The 18021-nt window shown below is 67.9% G+C and carries 11 protein-coding genes and 4 pseudogenes; 10 read left to right on the top strand and 5 right to left on the bottom strand.

All coding sequences use genetic code 11. From position 1 onward, the window contains the following. Nucleotides 1–4 precede the first annotated feature (4 nt). Complete coding sequence (locus ACO0M4_RS08080; protein ID WP_430369058.1) at nucleotides 5–1444, bottom strand: NAD(P)/FAD-dependent oxidoreductase; 1440 nt, start codon at nucleotides 1442–1444, stop codon at nucleotides 5–7. Nucleotides 1445–1878: 434 nt separating this feature from the next. Between ACO0M4_RS08080 and ACO0M4_RS08075 the strand changes: the two genes are divergently transcribed. Then, entirely contained in the window at nucleotides 1879–2100 is a 222-nt protein-coding gene (locus tag ACO0M4_RS08075) for a hypothetical protein (RefSeq protein WP_430371428.1), read from the top strand. On the opposite strand, the pseudogene ACO0M4_RS08070 reads toward ACO0M4_RS08075, so the two are convergent. From ACO0M4_RS08070 to ACO0M4_RS08060, 3 genes and pseudogenes are all read right to left on the bottom strand, one after another. After that, nucleotides 2100–2354: pseudogene (locus tag ACO0M4_RS08070) on the bottom strand (IS701 family transposase); the annotation flags it as partial. The gene ACO0M4_RS08075 and the pseudogene ACO0M4_RS08070 overlap by 1 nt on opposite strands. A gap of 1233 nt (nucleotides 2355–3587) precedes the next feature. After that, a complete protein-coding gene (locus ACO0M4_RS08065) occupies nucleotides 3588–4160 on the bottom strand; it encodes a hypothetical protein (RefSeq protein ID WP_430369057.1) in 573 nt (190 codons plus the stop codon). A gap of 49 nt (nucleotides 4161–4209) precedes the next feature. Next, nucleotides 4210–5160 (bottom strand): annotated as a pseudogene (locus ACO0M4_RS08060) (RHS repeat-associated core domain-containing protein); the annotation flags it as partial. 21 nt (nucleotides 5161–5181) lie between these two features. Between ACO0M4_RS08060 and ACO0M4_RS08055 the strand changes: the two are divergent. From ACO0M4_RS08055 to ACO0M4_RS08035, 5 genes are all read left to right on the top strand, one after another. Further along, entirely contained in the window at nucleotides 5182–5487 is a 306-nt protein-coding gene (locus ACO0M4_RS08055) for a hypothetical protein (protein WP_430371426.1), read from the top strand. Nucleotides 5488–6014: 527 nt separating this feature from the next. Next, complete coding sequence (locus ACO0M4_RS08050; protein ID WP_430369056.1) at nucleotides 6015–6326, top strand: hypothetical protein; 312 nt, start codon at nucleotides 6015–6017, stop codon at nucleotides 6324–6326. Between the two features lie 578 nt (nucleotides 6327–6904). Then, on the top strand, nucleotides 6905–7300 hold the full coding sequence (locus ACO0M4_RS08045; protein WP_430369055.1) for a hypothetical protein: 396 nt from the start codon (nucleotides 6905–6907) through the stop codon (nucleotides 7298–7300). Next, complete coding sequence (locus ACO0M4_RS08040; RefSeq protein ID WP_430369054.1) at nucleotides 7297–9126, top strand: peroxidase family protein; 1830 nt, start codon at nucleotides 7297–7299, stop codon at nucleotides 9124–9126. The genes ACO0M4_RS08045 and ACO0M4_RS08040 overlap by 4 nt, the downstream gene beginning before the upstream one ends. Beyond that, on the top strand, nucleotides 9126–12080 hold the full coding sequence (locus ACO0M4_RS08035; RefSeq protein WP_430369053.1) for a hypothetical protein: 2955 nt from the start codon (nucleotides 9126–9128) through the stop codon (nucleotides 12078–12080). Before ACO0M4_RS08040 ends, ACO0M4_RS08035 begins: the two co-directional genes overlap by 1 nt. Before the next feature lie 100 nt (nucleotides 12081–12180). Here ACO0M4_RS08035 and ACO0M4_RS08030 read toward each other — a convergent pair whose 3' ends face one another. Beyond that, a complete protein-coding gene (locus tag ACO0M4_RS08030) occupies nucleotides 12181–13557 on the bottom strand; it encodes a S53 family peptidase (protein WP_430369052.1) in 1377 nt (458 codons plus the stop codon). A gap of 286 nt (nucleotides 13558–13843) precedes the next feature. Here ACO0M4_RS08030 and ACO0M4_RS08025 point away from each other — a divergent pair. From ACO0M4_RS08025 to ACO0M4_RS08010, 4 genes and pseudogenes are all read left to right on the top strand, one after another. Next, nucleotides 13844–14046 (top strand): annotated as a pseudogene (locus tag ACO0M4_RS08025) (hypothetical protein); the annotation flags it as partial. Nucleotides 14047–15033: 987 nt separating this feature from the next. Then, nucleotides 15034–15537, top strand: a complete 504-nt coding sequence (locus tag ACO0M4_RS08020) for a SigE family RNA polymerase sigma factor (RefSeq protein ID WP_046931052.1) — start codon at nucleotides 15034–15036, stop codon at nucleotides 15535–15537. A 733-nt stretch (nucleotides 15538–16270) separates the two neighbouring features. Beyond that, nucleotides 16271–17578, top strand: coding sequence for a preprotein translocase subunit SecY (gene secY, locus ACO0M4_RS08015; RefSeq protein ID WP_430369051.1), 1308 nt, complete (start codon nucleotides 16271–16273; stop codon nucleotides 17576–17578). Then, nucleotides 17578–17664: pseudogene (locus ACO0M4_RS08010) on the top strand (adenylate kinase); the annotation flags it as partial. The gene secY and the pseudogene ACO0M4_RS08010, both read left to right, overlap by 1 nt. Between the last annotated feature and the right edge of the window lie 357 nt (nucleotides 17665–18021).

Genomic DNA, 18021 nt, shown 5'->3' with positions numbered 1-18021 from the left:
ATCGTCATCGGGTAGTGCTGCGCTGCCGGCGTTCGCGGTGGGCCGCGAGGAGTGTGGCGAGGTGGGGACCGTACGCGTAGCCGAGGGGGGCGAGGTCAGGCGGCAGGGTGAATCCCCGCGGGAGTTGTTCATAGAGGTGGGCCATCTGGTGCCGGTAGGCGCCTTGGAGGGTCTGTGGCCAGGCACCGGTCAGCGGCGGGCGCATCCGTGCCTCGGCGGCCAGCGCCGCGTGGTGCGCGGCTGCCTCTTCCACTGCCTCATCGCGCCGCCAGTCTGCGATGGGTTGCCGTTCAGGTGACCAGGGCTCCAGCCAGGTGCTGGTCTTGTTGTGCAGGAGCGCGGCGGTGAGCTCCTCGGCGATCAAGGGTGAGGCGTGCAGGCCGTCACGGTGAGTACCGGTCGCAACCCACAGGCCGCGACGGGAGGTTGAGCCGACCAGCGGGTGGCCGTCAAGGCCGACCGGCCGGTTGCCATGATGAATGGCGTGGATACGGGCTCCTGCCAAACCGTGATCGAGTTGGCTGAGCGCGTTGTCCAGGAGGAAGCGGAGCGCGCCGGCAGGGGGGTGTGCTGTCGGGGTGGGTGTGGGAACTGCGGAGGCACCGATGTACCAGGTGCCGTCTGCCTGCGGCACCGCGTGCAGGCCGCAGGCGTAGGCGCGGTTGGGCGTGCGTAGAACAGCCGGCAGCGCAGCAGGTGCGGACACCGTCACCGCGGTGCCCTCGATAGCGGCGACGGGCAGGACGGGCAGGTCCGGGTCGATGCGGTGGACGAGGTCGGTCGACCAGACGCCGGCAGCGATCACCGCATTGGGCGCGCGGAAGACCGTTTTGTCGGAGCATGTCAGGGTGTAGGTGTCGGCAGGAGCAGCCGCCAGGTCGCCCGGCGGTGCGAGGGTCACGTTCGGCAGCGCGGCGAGGGCCGTGTCCAGGGCCATAAGCCAGCGCCGCGCGTCCAGGAATGCCTCGTCGGGCAGATAAAGGGCGCGCAGCGGCCGGTCGTTGCTCACCGGTCGACAGGCGGGCACCTCAGCGGGATCGATCTCTTGGACGGGCAGCTGGTATCGGCGGCCCGCTTCGGCTATTGCGGCGAAGGCCCGTTCATCCGTCGGGCCGGACACCGCATTAAGGAGCATGAAGGTCCCTCTCCCATGCCCTGTCTCCCGGCTCTTGGCGCCATAGCGCCCGATGCGGTCCAGCCAGCCGTCCCACCGTCCGGCCGCCTCGATGGCCATCTCCAGGCGCAGCCGGCTGTGCTCCTTCTCCAACGACGCCGCAGTGACCTCGCCGAGCACCCCCAACATCGCCCCCGCCGCCTCGGACGCCCCTGCAGCCTGCCGCCCGGACAGCACCACCCGAATCCCCGGCTCAGCCGACGCCAACGCAAAGGCGATCGACCTCCCCAGCACACCCGCGCCCACCACGAGGACGTCCACCTCGGCCATCGCCGGACCTCCCATTCTCAACAGGACACAACCGCCCCGCACTACCCCTGCGCGCCGCAGGCGCACACAACTGCCCAGCGCTTCGTCCGGTTCGCCACTCACAACGGCGGAAAGCAGCAGAAGCGGGTCCGCCAATTCACCTGCTCCCTGAGGCGCACGTCGGTGCGGCGTGCGCAATGCCTCGGTTAGCCGCCGTCGAACGACAGCGGGCCACAGTGGTGCGGACGGTTACCCGGCGGGGGTGCCGTCTCGGAGGTACAGCGGCCTTCCCGTGTCGAGCGCCCGCACGGCGGCCTCGCACCGTTCGCGATATCGGTGGGTGGGTACAGGCGCCTACACCGGCAGTTTGGCGGTCTTTCCGGCGAGGGTCTTCCCACGTACCGGTTGACCGCGGGGAGGCGCGTTGCCTTGAGTACGGCGCGGCGGAGGTGGAGTTGCCAGGCGGAGTCGGGGACGAACCAGCGCGCGGCGTTGCGCGCGGTGCGCTGGCGGTCGGTGACCAACGGCCGCCAGGACTGTTCGTAGCGGTCCAGCGCGTCCTCGACGGTCGCGGCCCGGTCGAGCTCGGCACCAAGGAGGTAGGCGCCGGCCAGGGCCAGGGAGGCGCCTTGGCCGGCGAGGAGGGAGACGGCCTGACAGGCGTCGCCGAGGGGTGACGCACGTCATCGAGATCCTCATCGGCGTCCCACTCGATCCGGTTCAACATCCGCTGAATGCGGTCTGGGCCCGCATGGCCGGCCTCCTCCGCCAAGGTCCAGCCGTTCTTGCGCTGCAGCGGAGCGATCAACCCGTGCATCTACGCCAGAGCCGACTCCCGCGGCTCCGACCTGCTGAAGCGATGCACGAACCGCTCATGAACGGCGTCCAGTTCGCCCACCCACAACCTGGCATCAGCAAGGACCCCACCCATAACCATGCCAACGACAGGCCCGTCCTCAGTCACGGCAAATACCGTTGCAGTACTAGGGGTTGGGTGAACGGAACGCCTGGACAATCATCGTTTTCCACAACCACCCGGTCGATGGGCCCGGCGCCGTGTCACGCTCATGGTGCAGGAGCACGATGCTCAGCGAGGGAATTCCATCCACGAATGCGGTCGTGATAGGGGCTCTCCTGCAAGCTTCTGGGAGCACCCACCCCGGACGCATTCTGACAATTGCTCAAGAACGGCCGGAACGCCACCACCGGACCCCAGGCCGATCACCTGCGCGAAGGCGCCCTGCCGGCCACCTGAGGATTCCTTCCGGCAGTAGAGATCAAGGCCGTGTCCGGTGGTGACTGCGTCGAGTAGGGCTTGGAGTTCGGCGGGCGGGTCTTTGTCCGTCCGGGCCCGCCACCAGCGCGTCAGGGTGGTGGCGCGGTCAGGCCAGGAACGGACTGAGCGTAAAGCTCAGGGCCAGCAGGGCTGTTGTTGCTGGTGGGGCGGTGTGGGCCCCCTCTCTGACCCGTTGTCGGGGCAGGGTGCCTGCGTGGAGGTGTCCTCGAACCAGCCCGTCGATCCCACATGCGGCGGCCTGCCCCCTGCGGCCCGCGCCGTCGCGCGGCATCGTGGTCTGGTAGTCCAGGCGTAACTTCCAGAATTGGTCGGGAGGTTAGGTGGATTCCGTGGCAGGCACAGGACAACGGCATCCAGAGGTGACTGTGGTGGCGCCAGAGGAACCATCCGAACTCACCCCCGTGGCCGCGAGGGCACTCTTGAACTTCGCGCTCGATGCCCACGAACAACTCAACGCACAGCAACCTGTCGCTGCTCGCCCCACAGATGAATCCGCTCCGAAGACCGCGCACCACACCAACCACGCCTACGTACACCGACACGAACCCCCATGCGGCGGGCTCGAGAGAAACCGCAGGTCAGCGCGCTACTCCACCGGGAGTCCACACACCCCCGCTCGACCGTCCGATCGAATCCTCATGCAAAATGCCTGGTCAGCGCACTGACCAGGCATTTTGGGTGTGTGTCCGAGGGGGGACTTGAACCATACGCACATGCCGGTGATGCGGGGAGAGCTGCGGCTGGCATAGCCCCTCACGGCCGATGCGCATTTATCGCGTGCCGCACAAGGAAGCTGTCTGGGCAGGGGGCGGGGTGCGGCGGCAGCATGGCCGGACGCGGGCCACTGCTCAGCCTGCACAGCGGTTCCTACTTCCCCAGCGCAGCCCGCAGGCCGGACTCAGAAACCTTTCCGGTCGCCCAGGACCAGAGTGCACGTCGAGCGCTCCGGTCTATCGAGAGTGAGCGCTGGCAAGCGCGGAAAAGCAGAGCGGGCCTTTCGGCCACATACCACCGTTCCTCTGCCACCTTCAGGCAGATATCAGCAGGCGCCGCACCGTTGGCCGAGAGTTGCGTCATCGCATCGACATCCAGATCGAACTTCGACCGGGCCGCGATAGAAACCCCGTAGGCACTCTTGAAATCACGGCAGAAGTCGCGCGCCGCATAAGACGGTACGTACCGGAGCCACCACTCCGACGGTGACATCTTGGGAAACGCCTCGATATTGAAAATCGGCCTCAGCGACGCGTCGACCGCCTCGAGTTCCGCTGCGATCAGTCGATGGTCGACAGAAGTACCCTCACGAGAGGCGGCCAGCAATTCTTGAAGGGTGCTCCGCGAATTAACGTCCATGAGAAACTCCTCGACCTCCCATGGATAGCCGTCCAGGCAGTCGTCCGCAAAGCTGCGCCAGCGAGCGAGCCTTTCCAGCAGATCCATGGGGATGCACCCTCCGAGAACATAAAATCCTGGACAGATGAAGTTTACATTAGCGCTGACTCTCGTTGTCCATATACTTGCGCGCCTCCGCAATGGTACTGCCAGGCCGGAAGTAACTGGTGATCCTCCCGTTGTGTGCGATGGCCAATCTGCCCTCCGGATCCATACGGAGCACCGCTTGATCATGAGAACGGGTGGCTTCGCGAACCCCCTCAGGAGGCTTCGGGTCGCGGAACAGTGCCTCAGAGTCCGCTACATAGCGACCGAACCCGTCATCATTATCGTGCTGATCTTGGCACTCCGGCATGTCAGGCTTTCCGTCCCTCGCGCCCTCTCCATACGCATGTTTGTCGTAATGCTCGTCGACCTTCGCAGGATCCCATTTGTATGGCGCGAGTCCGAGGGGGTCGGTCCAGGTGTGGGGATTGTGGACGTAGGTGGACGGGTTGGGTGCTGGGGACAGCCCGAGGGGGTCGGGGGTGAGGAAGCGGGCGGTTTCGGGATCGTAGGTGCGGAAGTAGTTGTAGTGGAGTTCGGTTTCGGGGTCGAAGTATTGGCCGGGGAACCGGAGCGGGGTGTGGGCAGTGGCGCTGGCGTTCCAGGTGGTGGTGCCCCACAGGGTGGTGCGGGTGCGGGCGGCGATGGCGCCTTGTTCGTCCAGGAGTTCGGTGGGGGTGCCTACGAGGTCGGTCACGATCGCGAAGAAGCGCTCATCGATCTCGTGTTGCGGATCCTGAGCTGCGGTGCGGCGTTCGCGCTGCGTCAGAGGCGCCAGGCCTTGGTGGTCCCAGGTGAGGGTGGCTTGAGTGGAGTGGCCGTGGACGAGGGTGGTCTGCTCGCACAAGGTGGTGCCGTCCCAGATGAAGTCCACCTGTTCGGCGACGTTTTGCCCGTCTTGGGTCAGACGTAGTTTGGCGGTTCGGCGGCCGAGGGGGTCGTAGGTGTAGCGCCAGTTGGTTCCGTCCGGGGTGGTGCAGGCGATCAGGCGGTCTTCGGCGTCCCCAGCTCGAAGGTGAACGCCGTGGCGGCCGTGCTGGTGCGCCGTCTCGCGTGGCAGGGCAAGGTCTTCGGCCCCGGCTGCCGTGAACTGCGAAATCTGGTCACGCCGTTTGGGATTTGGGCGGTGCGGGCGCGGGCCTACCGGAATTCGAGCTGGTGCGACGGCGGCGGGTGCATCGTCCTCGACTACTCGCACACCTCGCTCGTGGCCCACTGGATTCGGGACGAGATCCGCCGCGTCGGGCAGGGGGGCTATCTCGGCAACGTCTACTGGGGACGGCGCAAGGTCCTGGATTTCAGCTCGGCGTTCCGGATTGCCCGCACCTGAAGTCCTGAAGTAGAGGCGGAGGCGCGGAAGATGCCGTATCAGAAGGCGGTCACCGTCCGGGCCGCCCTGCCGCCGGATCGGGTCGCCGAGGTGCGGGAACTGCTACACGGGGCCGGTGGGAAGGGCACGGCCGGGGAGCTGTTCCCCTGTGCCGAAGTACCGAGTGTTCACTTCGCACGCGTCGTCCTCGTTTCCGATGGGCTCGGCGGCGCCACAGCGGACATGACGCCCAGCGTCGTGTACATGGGCGAGTGGACGGGCCCGTGCAAGCGCACTTCACCGATCTCGTGCGCAAGGCGAGCGACGGCCTGGACAGGGTGTTCGGGCACTGCGGCTGATATCCGATAGGCGGCTCCCCGGAGGCGGCACGGATCGACTGGCTGCGTTCCCATTGCACGCCATGCGCCGCCTTTTACGTCAACACCGTTGGAAGGGGACTGCAGCAGATCGAGCAGGAGGCCCTGCTGCGCGAGGCGATCGAGGAGTTCCTCGACTGGAACGGACCGGCTCTGGCCGGCAAGAGCCCTGTGCAGATCCGGGCCGCCGTCCAGGAATACGTCGGCGGTCGCGAGGACCTTGCCTGGGCCCGAGCCGGGCCCTCGTCGTCCACGCTCGGGTGGCGGATCCGCCAGGCCGCCCACCTGGTCGGGGTTCCGCCGGCCGCCATGGTGCTGCTGCCGCGTCTCGTGATCGCCCTGCCGACCTGGGTCGTACTGCTCAGGCTGCACGAACGTCGCGGTGTCCCCACCCCCGTCTTCGCGGGTACCCCGGTCCTGTACTTCCTTGCCCCTCGTCACCCGCGCCTCTGCGACATGATCAGGCAGGGCCTTTATGCATAGACCCAGTCGAGCCCGCGGGAGGCCCGGTACTGGAGCTGCACGCCCTACCGCCTCGGCGCGGGCCAGGCCGTGCAGTACTCCTTCGTGCCCCGTGAGGGACCCGCAGCCGGGTGCCGTGGGCCCGCTCGCCGACTACCTGCACCAGGCCCTGGCCGCCGCGCTGCACGAGCGCGACGTCTGCTTCGACTTCCTCGTCCAGGTGGAGGCCGACGCCCATCGGATGCCAGTCGAGAACGCGTCCGTGGTCCGGCACGAACGCCTCTCACCGTTCGTGACAGTGGCCACCCTGTGCGTGCTGCGGCCGGAATGCGACCTGACCGACCAGTTCGCCCGCACCGACCGGCTGTCCTTCAACCCCTGGCACGCCCTGCCCGAGCACCGGCCGCTGGGCAACCAGAACCGTGCCCGCCGCACGATCTACCTGCAGCTCTCGCGGCTCGGACAGGACATGAACGGCACGCCGCACGAGGAGCCCGGAGAGGGGTGTTACGCCCGGCGCGCGCGTCGGGAGCACTTCCCATATCGTCGAAATCAAGGGCGCAACATCCCCAGGATGTCCGCCGGGAAGGGGAACCGAGATGGACGCGCGGACAGCCGCGCGCTATTCCCTGGCCGGAATCCGACTGGTGAACGGCGCAGCGGCGCTGCTGACCCCACGAGTAATGGCCCGCCGGCTCGGTGCGGACCCCGAACAGCCCGCGCTGGTCTACGTGCTGCGCATGTTCGGTGTACGTACCGTGGTCATCGGCGCCCAACTGCTCTGTCCCCCCGATACGGACGAGTTCGACCGGATGTTGCGGACCGGCACTCTCCTTCACGCGAGCGACGCCCTTGCGGCCGCCTGCGCCGGCCGCAACGGCCTTCTCCCGTGCCGCATGGCGACCGTGGCCACGGCGATCTCGACGGTCAACGTCGCACTGACGCTAGTGGCCCGGGGGCGGCCGTGCCGGCCGCCGGAAGGGACCCCCTCATGAGCACAGCACCACACGGCAGGGCCCCGTGGTTCGTGCAGCTGCACGACCGGCTGGCGGTCGCCGTCGACCAGAAGATCGGCTGGCAGAACCTGCCCAAGCCCCTCGGCCTGCTGACCCTCGTCGGTCTGCGGGACAACCTGCGCCGCAAGAACCTCTTCGACACCGGCTCCTACCCGTCGTACAACCTGCCGGAGGTCGGCCCGCCGGACGCGCACGACGTCACCGGGCGCACGGCCGACGGGACGTACAACGACCTGGCCAACCCCCGTATGGGCATGGCCCGTTCGCGCTTCGGCCGCAACGTGCCGCCGGACCGGGCCTTCCCCGACCCCGAGCCGGACCTCCTCTCTCCGAGCCCCCGCGAGGTGAGCCGGGCCCTGCTGACCCGGCAGGCGTTCGTCCCCGCGGATTCCGTCAACGCCCTGGTCGCCGCCTGGCTGCAGTTCATGATCAAGGACTGGGTCAGCCACGGGCAGGGCACCATGGACCGCCCCTGGCGTATCGATCTGGCCGACGGCGACCCGTGGCCCACACCGCCGATGCTCGTGCCGCGCACCATCCCCGACCCCACCCGCCCGGACGGGGTCGACGGCCTGCCGCCAACCTTCCTCAACAACAACTCGCCCTGGTGGGACGCATCCCAGCTGTACGGAAACAACCTCGACGAGCAGCGGTCGCTGCGCACCGGCCAGGGCGGCAGGCTCCGGATCCCCAACGGCCCGCTGTTCCCGGACGACCCGGACAAGGACCCGGCGGGCGTTCCCGGCTTCTGGCTGGGCCTCGCCATGATGCACATGGTCTTCCTGCTCGAACACAACGCCATCTGCGACGCGTTGCACGACGCCTACCCGGTGTGGTCCGACGAGGAGCTGTTCCAGCGGGCACGGCTGATCACCGCGGCCCTCATCGCCAAGATCCACACCGTGGAGTGGACCCCCGCCGTCATCAGCCATCCGACAACCGTCACCGCCATGCACGCCAACTGGTACGGCCTGCTGGGCGAGCGCCTGCACAAGCTGCTCGGCCGCCTCAGCCGGAGTGAGGTGCTCAGCGGCATCGTGGGCGGGCGCACCGACCACTTCGGCGTCCCGTACTCGCTCACCGAGGAGTTCGTCGCCGTCTACCGTATGCATCCCCTCATCCCCGACGACTGGAGCTTCCGTTCGGCCGCCGACGACTCGCTGTTGCAGGAGGCCACCTTCCGGGAACTGGCGGGGCGGAACGCGTACGACATCCTCGGCAAGCACACCCTGACCGACCTGCTCTATTCCTTCGGCACCTCGCACCCGGGCCTGGTGACCCTGCACAACTACCCGCGGTTCCTGCAGGAGTTCCAGCGTCCCGACGGCAAGCTCATGGACCTCGGGGCCGTCGACATCCTGCGCTCGCGGGAGGTGGGCGTGCCTCGCTACAACGAGTTCCGGCGCCAGCTCCACCTCCTGCCGGCCGAGGACTTCGACGCCCTCACGGACAACCCCGTCTGGGCCGAGGAGCTGCGCCGGGTCTACGGCGGGGACATCGAGCGCGTCGACCTCTCGGTGGGCATGTTCGCCGAACCCCGCCCACAGGGCTTCGCCTTCAGCGACACCGCCTTCCGCATCTTCGTCCTGATGGCGTCCCGCCGCCTCAACAGCGACCGGTTCCTCACCCATGACTACACGCCGCAGGTGTACACACAGACCGGTCTGGACTGGATCGAGAACAACACCATGACCAGCGTGCTGCTGCGGCACTTCCCGGAGCTGCGCGCGTCCCTGCGGTCGGTGGACAACGCGTTCGCGCCGTGGACCGCGGCAGGGACTCGCGGTGAGAGCAGAGGTGGGTGATGGGACGCGCACCGTGCCACCCGCGCCGGGAGACGCACGATCCCCCGCGCCTGTCACGCGAGTTCGGCTGCATGCTGGCAGTCGCGGTCCTCGCCGTCTTCGCGGCAGGGCTCTGGATACGCCTCAACGCCTCCGGCGTCAACGACGTGGGGCTACAACTGGCGGGCAGCGCAGGTAAAGCACACAGCATCGTCACAGACCGGGCCGCCGACTTCCGCAAGGCGCTGACGGCCGACTTCTTCCTCGTCGGGGCGTACACCATCAGCACGGTGCTCGTGTTCTGGCTGAGCAGCCGCACCATCGCGGTGCGCATGAGACACCGCTGCCTTCTCCGGTACGGGATCGCCGGCGTCCTCGTCGCATGCGTGTGTGCCGTGACGGAGAAACTGCTGCTCCTCCACGGGCTGGGCGGTGCGGATTGGCCGTTCGCGTGGGCAGCCGGCTTCGCGACGGTCAAGTGGCTGCTGCTCGTCCTCACCGTGCCCGTCGCGGCGCTCGTGGTCACGATCGTCCTCAAACGGGCCGTGTTCTACGGGTGCGCCCAGCGCAGGTACGACAAGGAATGCGGGGACGACAGGGAATGCGGAAGCCACAAGACATGCCGATGCGAAAGCAAGCGCAGAAGTGGCAGGACCGGCTCCGGTCCCCAGGGGCCCGACGTCATCCCGCCCTGGCCCGTGATGGAGTGGGGCCGGAGCCGCTGGCCGAAGACCCCGCGCAGTGACCCTCCCCGCTCCAGGGCGGCACGATGGGAGAACGGCAGCCGGGTGCCGCCCGGCCGGGAACAGGGCGGGAGCGGCTTCTGCGTCTCGGGCGGCGGCATCCGCTCGGCCTGCGTCACCCTGGGCGCGCTGCAGGCCCTCCGCACCCAGCTGTGCACGGCGCGCTACCTGGTGTCGGTCTCCGGAGGCGGCTACACGACGGGTGCCCTCCAGCTGGCGCTGGCCGGGAAGGGCCCGTGCTGCGGGAAGGACCGGTACAGGCCCCGTCCCGACAACGTCTTCATGCGCGGCACACCGGAGGAGGACCACACCCGCCGGCACTCGAAGTACATCGCGGAAGGCACCGGCCAGTGGCTTGCCGCCATCGGCGCGGTTCTGCGGGGCCTGCTGGCCTCCCTGGGGCTGCTCACCGCCACTCTGCTGGTCCTGGGACTCGCCCTGAGCTGGGGCTACCACCTCGTTCCGCTGGCGGACCCGACCCGGCCTCCGGCCTTCTGGGGACCCGCGCCCTGGGCCGTCCTGGTCCTGCTCGGCTGCGCCGCCGCGTTGTGGTTCCTCTGGCTGGTGTCCCTGTTCCTCGCCAGGCAGCGCCTGTCGGGCGGTCTGCAGACGGTCTACCTCACGTTCGTGGCGGCGGGCCTGCTACTGGCCGTCGCGGTGGTCGTCATTCCCGCTCTGGCGTGGGGGACGAAGAACATATGGAAGCTGCCTGCCCCGGAAACCGGGGTGAGCGCCGGAGGCGCCGCGCTGCTCACCTACGTGACCGCACTGCTCAGCACCACATGGCGACGCATCGAGTCCGCCGAGCAAGCGGTCGAGTCCGCCAAGCGTTCACGACTGGTGCGCGCTGTGCCCAACCTCACCAAGTACCTGCTGGTGTGGGTGGTGCTCGCGGTGGTGGCAGTGGCTTCCCTGCTCGTCCTGGGCGGGACGATCGTCAACGGGCGCAGATGGCCTGCGGCCGTTCAGATCGGCCTTCCCGTCGTCCTCGGACTGGTCGTGCTGGGCCTCGACCAGACGTGGATGAGCCTTCACCCCTTCTACCGCGCCCGGCTGGCCACCGCGTTCGCCGTCCGCCGCAGGACCGACCCGGACGGTGAACAGATCGCGGTCCCCTACGAGTTCGACGAGTCGACACCGCTTCCCTGGTACGACAGGCGGCATCCCGGCTTCCCCCAGGTCATCTTCGCCGCGGCGGCCAACCTGTCCGGCGACGACCGGACACCGCCGGGGCGGCACGCGGTGTCGTTCACGCTGTCGTACGACTACGTCGGCGGTCCGGACGTCGGGTACGCCCGTACGGACGTCTTGTGGAACCGCACCAGACCGGTCATCCGTAAGGACCTCACCGTCGAGTCCGCCGTTGCCGTCTCCGGCGCCGCCTTCGCCTCGGCCATGGGACGCCAGGCGCGCGCGTTCCAGACGCTGTTCGCGCTCTCCAATGCCCGGCTCGGCACCTGGCTCCCCAACCCCGGTGTGCTGGGCGCCCTGTGGGGCGAGCACGCCGACTGGGGGCTGCCTCCGATGCCCGGCATCCGCCGCCTGCCGTACCTGCTGCGGGAGGTGTCCGGCCGCTATCCGATGGACGACCGGATGCTGCTGGTCACGGACGGCGGGCACTACGAGAACCTCGGCCTGGTCGAACTGCTCCGGCACGGCGTCACCACCGCCGTGTGCGTGGACGCCAGCGGGGGCTCCGGGGCCTTCGCCGCCGCTTTGGGCGAGGCCATCGCCCTGGCCCAGGAGGAGCTCGGCGTCGAGATCAGGATTGAGCGCAAGGGCTGGGAGAAGCTCGTCCCCGGCAGCGCGCCTCCCCTCACACCGCAGCAGAACCCGCCGACCCCGAGCCCGCCGACCCTGCCGGGCCTGGCACCGCCGAACCCACTGGCAGCGCTCAACCTCCGGCTATCGGCCGAGGCGGTGGTCGAGGGCGAGATCGTCTACCCGCGAGCGCTGGTAGACGAGCGCGGCCGAACGCTCGGGACGCGGGGACGGCTGATCGTCGCCCGGGCCACGCTGACTGCCGACATGCCCTACGAACTCCTCGCATACGCCCAAGCCGACCAGGAATTCCCCCACGACGGCACCAGCGACCAATGGTTCGACAGCCGGCGCTTCGACGCCTACCAAGAACTCGGCCACTGGATCGGCGAGCGGGTCGCTGCACTGCTCCCGGTGGAGAGCAGCACGCCCCGAAGCCGGATGCCGTGGTGCCGGAAGTCCGGGCGCTGAGCAGCAAGACCCGGTGCATGAGGGAAGGACGGACGGAACAGTGTCCGTGCGGTGCGGTCCGGGCCCAGCGAGGCCCGGACCGCGAGAGGCGGTGTGCGCGTCAGCCGCGGTGGCTTGCCCGAGCGAGGGCCGGGACGAAGCGGGCGGCGTCCACGGTGCCGACGCCGGTGGCCATGTCGTAGCCATTGACGGCGGTGTAGCCGGTGACGCCTTCATAGCTGTTGTTCGTACCGTCGTTGACGTCGACGATGCCGGTGCTCTTGTCGTGGGCGGAGCGCTTGTAGAGCGTGTACAGCACGTCGTTGATGTTGCCGAGGCGGCGGCCGGCGGCCTGGTCGGCGAGGGCGACGATGCCGGAGAAGAGCGGAGCCGACTCGCTGGTGCCGCCGGTGATGCCCCAGCCGGTGGCGGTCGGGTCGTAGCTGGAGTAGATCCAGGCGCCGCCGTCGACGGCCGCGGTCATCGAGATGTCCGGGGTGCCGCGGCGGTCGCCGACGGTGCTTTTCGCCACCTTCTGGAAGGCCGGGCGGGTGAAGACGTGCGACTGGCCGCCGCCGCCCGCGCCGTGGTCGTTGTAGACGCTGTCCGGCTTGATGCGCTGACCCTTGTCGTTCAAGTGCAGCTGGGTGCCACCGACTGAGGTGACCAGCGGGTCGGAGGACGGCCAGGAGTTGACGCGCTCCTTGTAGAAGCCTTTCCCGTCGGCGGTGTTGTCGGTGGCACCACCGTCACCCGAGGAGGCGAGGACAGTGACGTGCTTCTTGGCGGCCTCCTTGAAGGCGTACCGCAGGTTCTTGATGCTGGAGAAGTCGCCCTTGTCGAAGCCGGGGAACGTGTTCTCGGTGGCGCCGAAGCTCTGGCTGATCACATCGCCGACACCACCGTCGATCACGGCTTTCTCGGCGTCCATCATCTCCGGCAGACCGGTGGTGCCCTCTGTCTCGGAGACCGCCGTCTCCACCAGGACGATCTTCGCGTCGGGCGCCACGGCGTGAGCCATCTCGACATCGAGGGTGGTCTCGCCGGCCCAGCCGGTCATGTCGGGGTTCTTGGGGTCGAACGCGGGGACGTTGCCCCACTTGACCACGTTCACCTTGGTGCTGGGGAGGCCGAACTGCTTGCTGTAGACGTCCAGATCGTGTTGGACGGTCGGCGAGCCGAAGGAGTCCACGATGACGATCGTGCGGCCCTTGCCCGTGATTCCCTTCCTGTACAGCGCGTTGAGGTTATACGCCGTGCGGTACTGGAGGGGGTTGTAGCAGGCGAGCTTGAACTTGGCCCGACACTCCGCGATGGACAGCGGGCTGCCCACGCCGTGCACCAACTGATGCCCAGCGATGGCCGGGACGGCCTTGGTGTGCGGCACGGCGGCGGTACCGGTATCGGCGAGCGGGGTGGTCGCCAGGGCGACGACGGTGAGGGCGGCGGTTGCGGCCGTCGTGGCCGCGGCACGTCCACGGGGGCGGGCTATGCGCATAAATTCTCCCTGAGTGGGCCTGAGCCGCACAAAGCGGCTGTCTTGATCCCATCGATTAAGTCATGCTCAGGACAAGACATTTACATGCCCATATCGAACGCTTTACCGAAATGCGATGGCTGGACGGCGCGGGAAGCGGCACGGGGCGGGCGCCCGCCGTGGCGGGGAGCGTCAGCAGGAACCGCTCCGCCCAACAGGAACGCACCGGACCGGATAGGTGCGGCTCTGCCGCAGCGGACACTTGCCGGTGTGGCCGACCAGGCCAGCCGGCGGGATCCGCTTGAGCATGTCGTGGTACCCGCCCGGTGTCAGCACGGCGTCGCAGCCGTCCTGGGGAGCCCCGTTCACCGGTTCACCGGGCTGGGCCCGGGCTGCTTTCGGCAACTTGGCGACCGTGCTGGGGTGTGGCGGAGCGGACGCGATCCGCAAAGGCCAGCCGTGGCGCCTTCCTTGGAAGACCGGGTGCTGATGACCGCCACCTGCTGTCGACCGCGCCCTGGCACGGCTGGCAGCTGCGGCGGCAACGGCCAGATCCTGGGCACCGCGGTGTTCAACGAGCACCTCCAGTCGAACGCTGTCATCGACCGGCCGCCATGGCCGTGCGCGGCATCGCGCAGGATCGGGTCGCGCAAGCTGCGACCTTCGGCGAGCTGCCTACCTCACCGAGGTGTTCGACGGCCGGACCATCGTCGTGAACAAGATGGACTTCGACCGAAGTGCCTTCGAACGCGAGCTCGCCACCACCACAGCAACCGCGTGGCGGCCGAACAGTGACTGACCCGCTGCCGGTAGTAGGTCGCGATGGTGCCCTACACGGCGCGGCGGAGCCTGTGGCCGGTCTAGCACGGCACCTACCGCAGCCACTCCCCTCGGAGGGCCCCACAGCGGGGTCAGCGACTGCCGGATGCTGACGCGGCCGGGGGACATTGCGGCCGCCGAACCTCCGCCGCGAACCTGCGAGCCAGGTTGGAGTTGCTTCCCCGGAGGTGCCAGGGCACGGAGTGCCCAAGTGGGTACCGACTTCCGGCCCCGTTGCCAGCCCGCCCCGACCTCCTCCTCACCGACCTCCAGACCTTCCTCCACAACCTCCGTTAAGCATCGGCACGGCAGGTTAGGCCGACCCAAGGGCGCCCTGAACCAATCCACAGAATTTGACAGTTACTCAGCGAGCGTGTCCGGCTGCTCAACACGGTCAGCGGGATATTCGGGTGCTATGCGTTCCACGCGTTGCGTACCTCGTTGGCAGTCTTCGCGTCCTGGTCGTCGGGGTGTCCGGGCCCGCAGGCATTCGGACTGACTCGTCCACCACGCGCAAACCTCCCGTCCGACCTGTCGCCGACCCCAGACACGTCGCGCCATGGGCACGGCCGGGATGGCATGCGTGATCCATGTCACTTGTCGGGGGTGCATAGCGGGGCAGGGGCCAGTGCCTTTATTGAGGGTGTAGGGGCGTGTTGAGGTGAGGGGGTGACGCTGATGGGGCAGTTGCGAGCCGATGAGTTCGACCGGTTCGTGGCGGCTCGGTGGTCGGCGTTGCTTCACCTGGCGCGGCTGTTCACCGGTGGAGACCGGCACCGGGCCGAGGATCTGCTGCAGGAAGCGCTCGTCAAACTGTGGTTTGCCTGGCCAAAGGTGGCCAAGGAGGCGCCCGAGGCGTATGTGCGCAGGGTCTTGGCTCGTGCTGCGGCTCGCTCGGCACGGCGTCGCTGGTGGGGCGAGCACCCTGTGGACCAGCTGCCCGACCCGCCCGAGGTGGCAGATGAGACCGCTGCCGTGGACGAGCAGACCCGGTTGGAGGCCGTGTTGGCGTTGCTGCCGGCGCGGCAGCGGGCTGCGGTGGTGCTGCGCTACTACCAGGACCTGCCCGAGCGGGATGTCGCGGAGGTGCTGGGCTGCCCGGTGGGTACCGCCCGTTCTCTGACGACCCGCGGCGTTGCACGGTTGCGTCAGCTTCTGGCTGAGGCAGAGCCGGTGGAGTGAAGAGGGAGCTATGGATCACTTCGAGCAAGAGCTGGCGCGGATGATGCGCAACAGCCAGGAGGACACGCTCTATGAGGACCGGCACCGAGACCGACTGCACGCCGGCGTTCGCGCACGCCGGCGGGCTCGAGCGGCCTGGACGGCCACCGGATCCGTGCTGACCGTTGCGGGGCTCGGAGTCGGACTGATGGTGCTGCCAAGCTCCTTCGCTCAGGACGGCCCCACCGGCCCTCAGCGCCGCCCCGGTACCCCCGCGGAGTCGGTCCCGATGCCGTCGACGCCCCGCCCCGTGCCCAGTGCCACGAAGGCGCCGATGCCGACCTGCACGTCAACCACCCGGCCGGTGCCGATGCCGTATCACCCCTCGCCCCCCGAGCCTTCGATGCCCACCCGTACATCACCCCCCAAGCCGGTTCCCATGCCGACCTGCGCCTCAACTACCGATCCGGTTCCGACGCGGACACAAACCTCGACCGCCAGGTAGCGCCCTGGCCGCATTCAAGCGGTCCCGATGGGTGTGTACGGAAGCCCAGTGTCCGTGCACCTGGGTGAGAGGGAGAAGGCGACTTCGTTTGCGCGCGCACCGCACCCTGGGCAACCAAGTCGGCCACGGGGTCCTGCCTCGGAACCCGCCGTGCGGGCGAGCTCCGCACAGTACGGCCGCTACGTATTCGTCGATCCTCAAGACCGCCGCCTCCCGGCCCTAAAAGTGGCGGGAGGCGCAGGAGGCACCGTGCTCACCGCGTTCGCCCGAGCGTTCAAGACGCCCGACCTGCGCAAGAAGCTGCTGTTCACATTGGGCATCATCGTGCTCTACCGGATCGGAGCGCACGTCCCGGTCCCCGGGGTGAACTACGCGAACGTCGAGACCTGCATGAAGCAGGCCGGCGGCAACAGCGGGTTGTTCGCCCTGGTGAACATGTTCAGCGGTGGAGCGCTGCTGCAGATCACGATCTTCGCGCTGGGGATCATGCCGTACATCACGGCGAGCATCATCCTCCAGCTGCTGACCGTGGTGATCCCGCGACTGGAGGCCCTCAAGAAGGAGGGGCAGTCCGGCCAGGCGAAGATCACCCAGTACACCCGCTATCTGACCGTGGCACTCGCCGCCCTAGAGGGCACCGCCCTGGTAACCGCCGCACGCGCCGGTTCGCTCTTCCAGGGCTGCACGCGCCAGATCGTGCCCGACGGCTCGGTCTTCATCACCATCACGATGGTCATCACGATGACCGCCGGCACCTGCCTGACCATGTGGCTCGGTGAGTTGGTCACCGACCGCGGCATCGGCAACGGCATGTCGATCCTGATGTTCATCTCGATCGCCGCCCGCTTCCCGAGCGCACTGTGGCAGGTCAAGCTCCAGGGCAAGCTCGCCGACGGCTGGATCGAGTTCTTCGCGGTGATCCTGGTGAGCCTGGCGATGGTCGCCCTGGTGGTCTTCGTCGAGCAGGCACAGCGGCGCATCCCGGTGCAGTACGCGAAGCGCATGATCGGGCGCCGTTCCTACGGCGGCACGTCCACCTACATCCCGCTCAAGGTGAACCAGGCAGGTGTGATTCCCGTCATCTTCGCGTCGTCGCTGCTCTCCATCCCGGCGCTCATCGCACAGTTCAGCGGGTCGAAGGCGGCATGGGCGACCTGGATCGCCACCAACTTCACCAAGGGAGACCGTCCCGTTTACCTCGCCGCGTACGTCTTGTTGATCGTGTTCTTCGCCTTCTTCTACGTGGCCATCAGCTTCAACCCCGAAGAAGTCGCCGACAACATGAAAAAGCACGGTGGCTTCATCCCGGGCATCCGGGCTGGTCGCCCGACGGCCGAGTACCTCAGCTACGTGCTCAACCGGATCACATGGCCGGGCTCGCTGTACCTGGGGCTGATCGCACTCGTACCAACAATGGAGTTGGTGCTGTTCAACGCGAACCAGAACTTCCCGTTCGGCGGGACGAGCATCCTCATCATCGTGAGTGTGGGCCTGGAGACCGTGAAGCAGATCGAGAGCCAGCTTCAGCAGCGCAACTACGAAGGGTTCCTCCGCTGATGCGAATCGTCCTCGTCGGACCCCCGGGGGCCGGCAAGGGTACCCAGGCCGCGCACCTCGTCAACAACCTCGCGATCTCAGAGGTTCATCCCCGCCCTGAAGAAGGTGCGCATCCGCCTGCCCGTCGGCCGTCCCCGCACCCGGCCCGCTGCCGTGGCCGGAGCAATCCACATCCCGCCGACAGCGAGGGGTGAGTTGAACCATACGCACATGCCGGTGCTGCCGGGTGAGTTGCGGTTGCCGTAGGCACGCACGGCTGGCAAAGGTCTATCGCATGCCGCGCAGGAAGCTCCCTCTCCTTTCTGCAAGTTACTACTCTGCAGGTACGCGGGTACGTCGCCCGTCCGAGTGAACGCTCGTGCAGTGGCACGAGCCGGCTGCGCCAGACAAGGCTTTCGGTGACGTCTGAAGGTAGTCCGCGGTGTCCATGCTCAGCGTTCGAA

Source organism: Streptomyces sp. RGM 3693 (assembly GCF_050471125.1).
GTDB lineage: Bacteria > Actinomycetota > Actinomycetes > Streptomycetales > Streptomycetaceae > Streptomyces.
Note: the sequence above shows the minus strand (reverse complement) of the source record. Positions and strands in the feature narration are given on the sequence as shown.

Excerpts from the sequence above, each read along its gene's own strand:
- ACO0M4_RS08035 (WP_430369053.1), top strand. The coding sequence starts at position 9,126 with ATGGGACGCGCACCGTGCCACCCGCGCCGGGAGACGCACGATCCCCCG.
- ACO0M4_RS08045 (WP_430369055.1), top strand. The coding sequence starts at position 6,905 with ATGGACGCGCGGACAGCCGCGCGCTATTCCCTGGCCGGAATCCGACTG.
- ACO0M4_RS08080 (WP_430369058.1), bottom strand. The coding sequence starts at position 1,444 with ATGGCCGAGGTGGACGTCCTCGTGGTGGGCGCGGGTGTGCTGGGGAGG.
- ACO0M4_RS08065 (WP_430369057.1), bottom strand. The coding sequence starts at position 4,160 with ATGGATCTGCTGGAAAGGCTCGCTCGCTGGCGCAGCTTTGCGGACGAC.
- ACO0M4_RS08030 (WP_430369052.1), bottom strand. The coding sequence starts at position 13,557 with ATGCGCATAGCCCGCCCCCGTGGACGTGCCGCGGCCACGACGGCCGCA.
- ACO0M4_RS08020 (WP_046931052.1), top strand. The coding sequence starts at position 15,034 with ATGGGGCAGTTGCGAGCCGATGAGTTCGACCGGTTCGTGGCGGCTCGG.
- ACO0M4_RS08040 (WP_430369054.1), top strand. The coding sequence starts at position 7,297 with ATGAGCACAGCACCACACGGCAGGGCCCCGTGGTTCGTGCAGCTGCAC.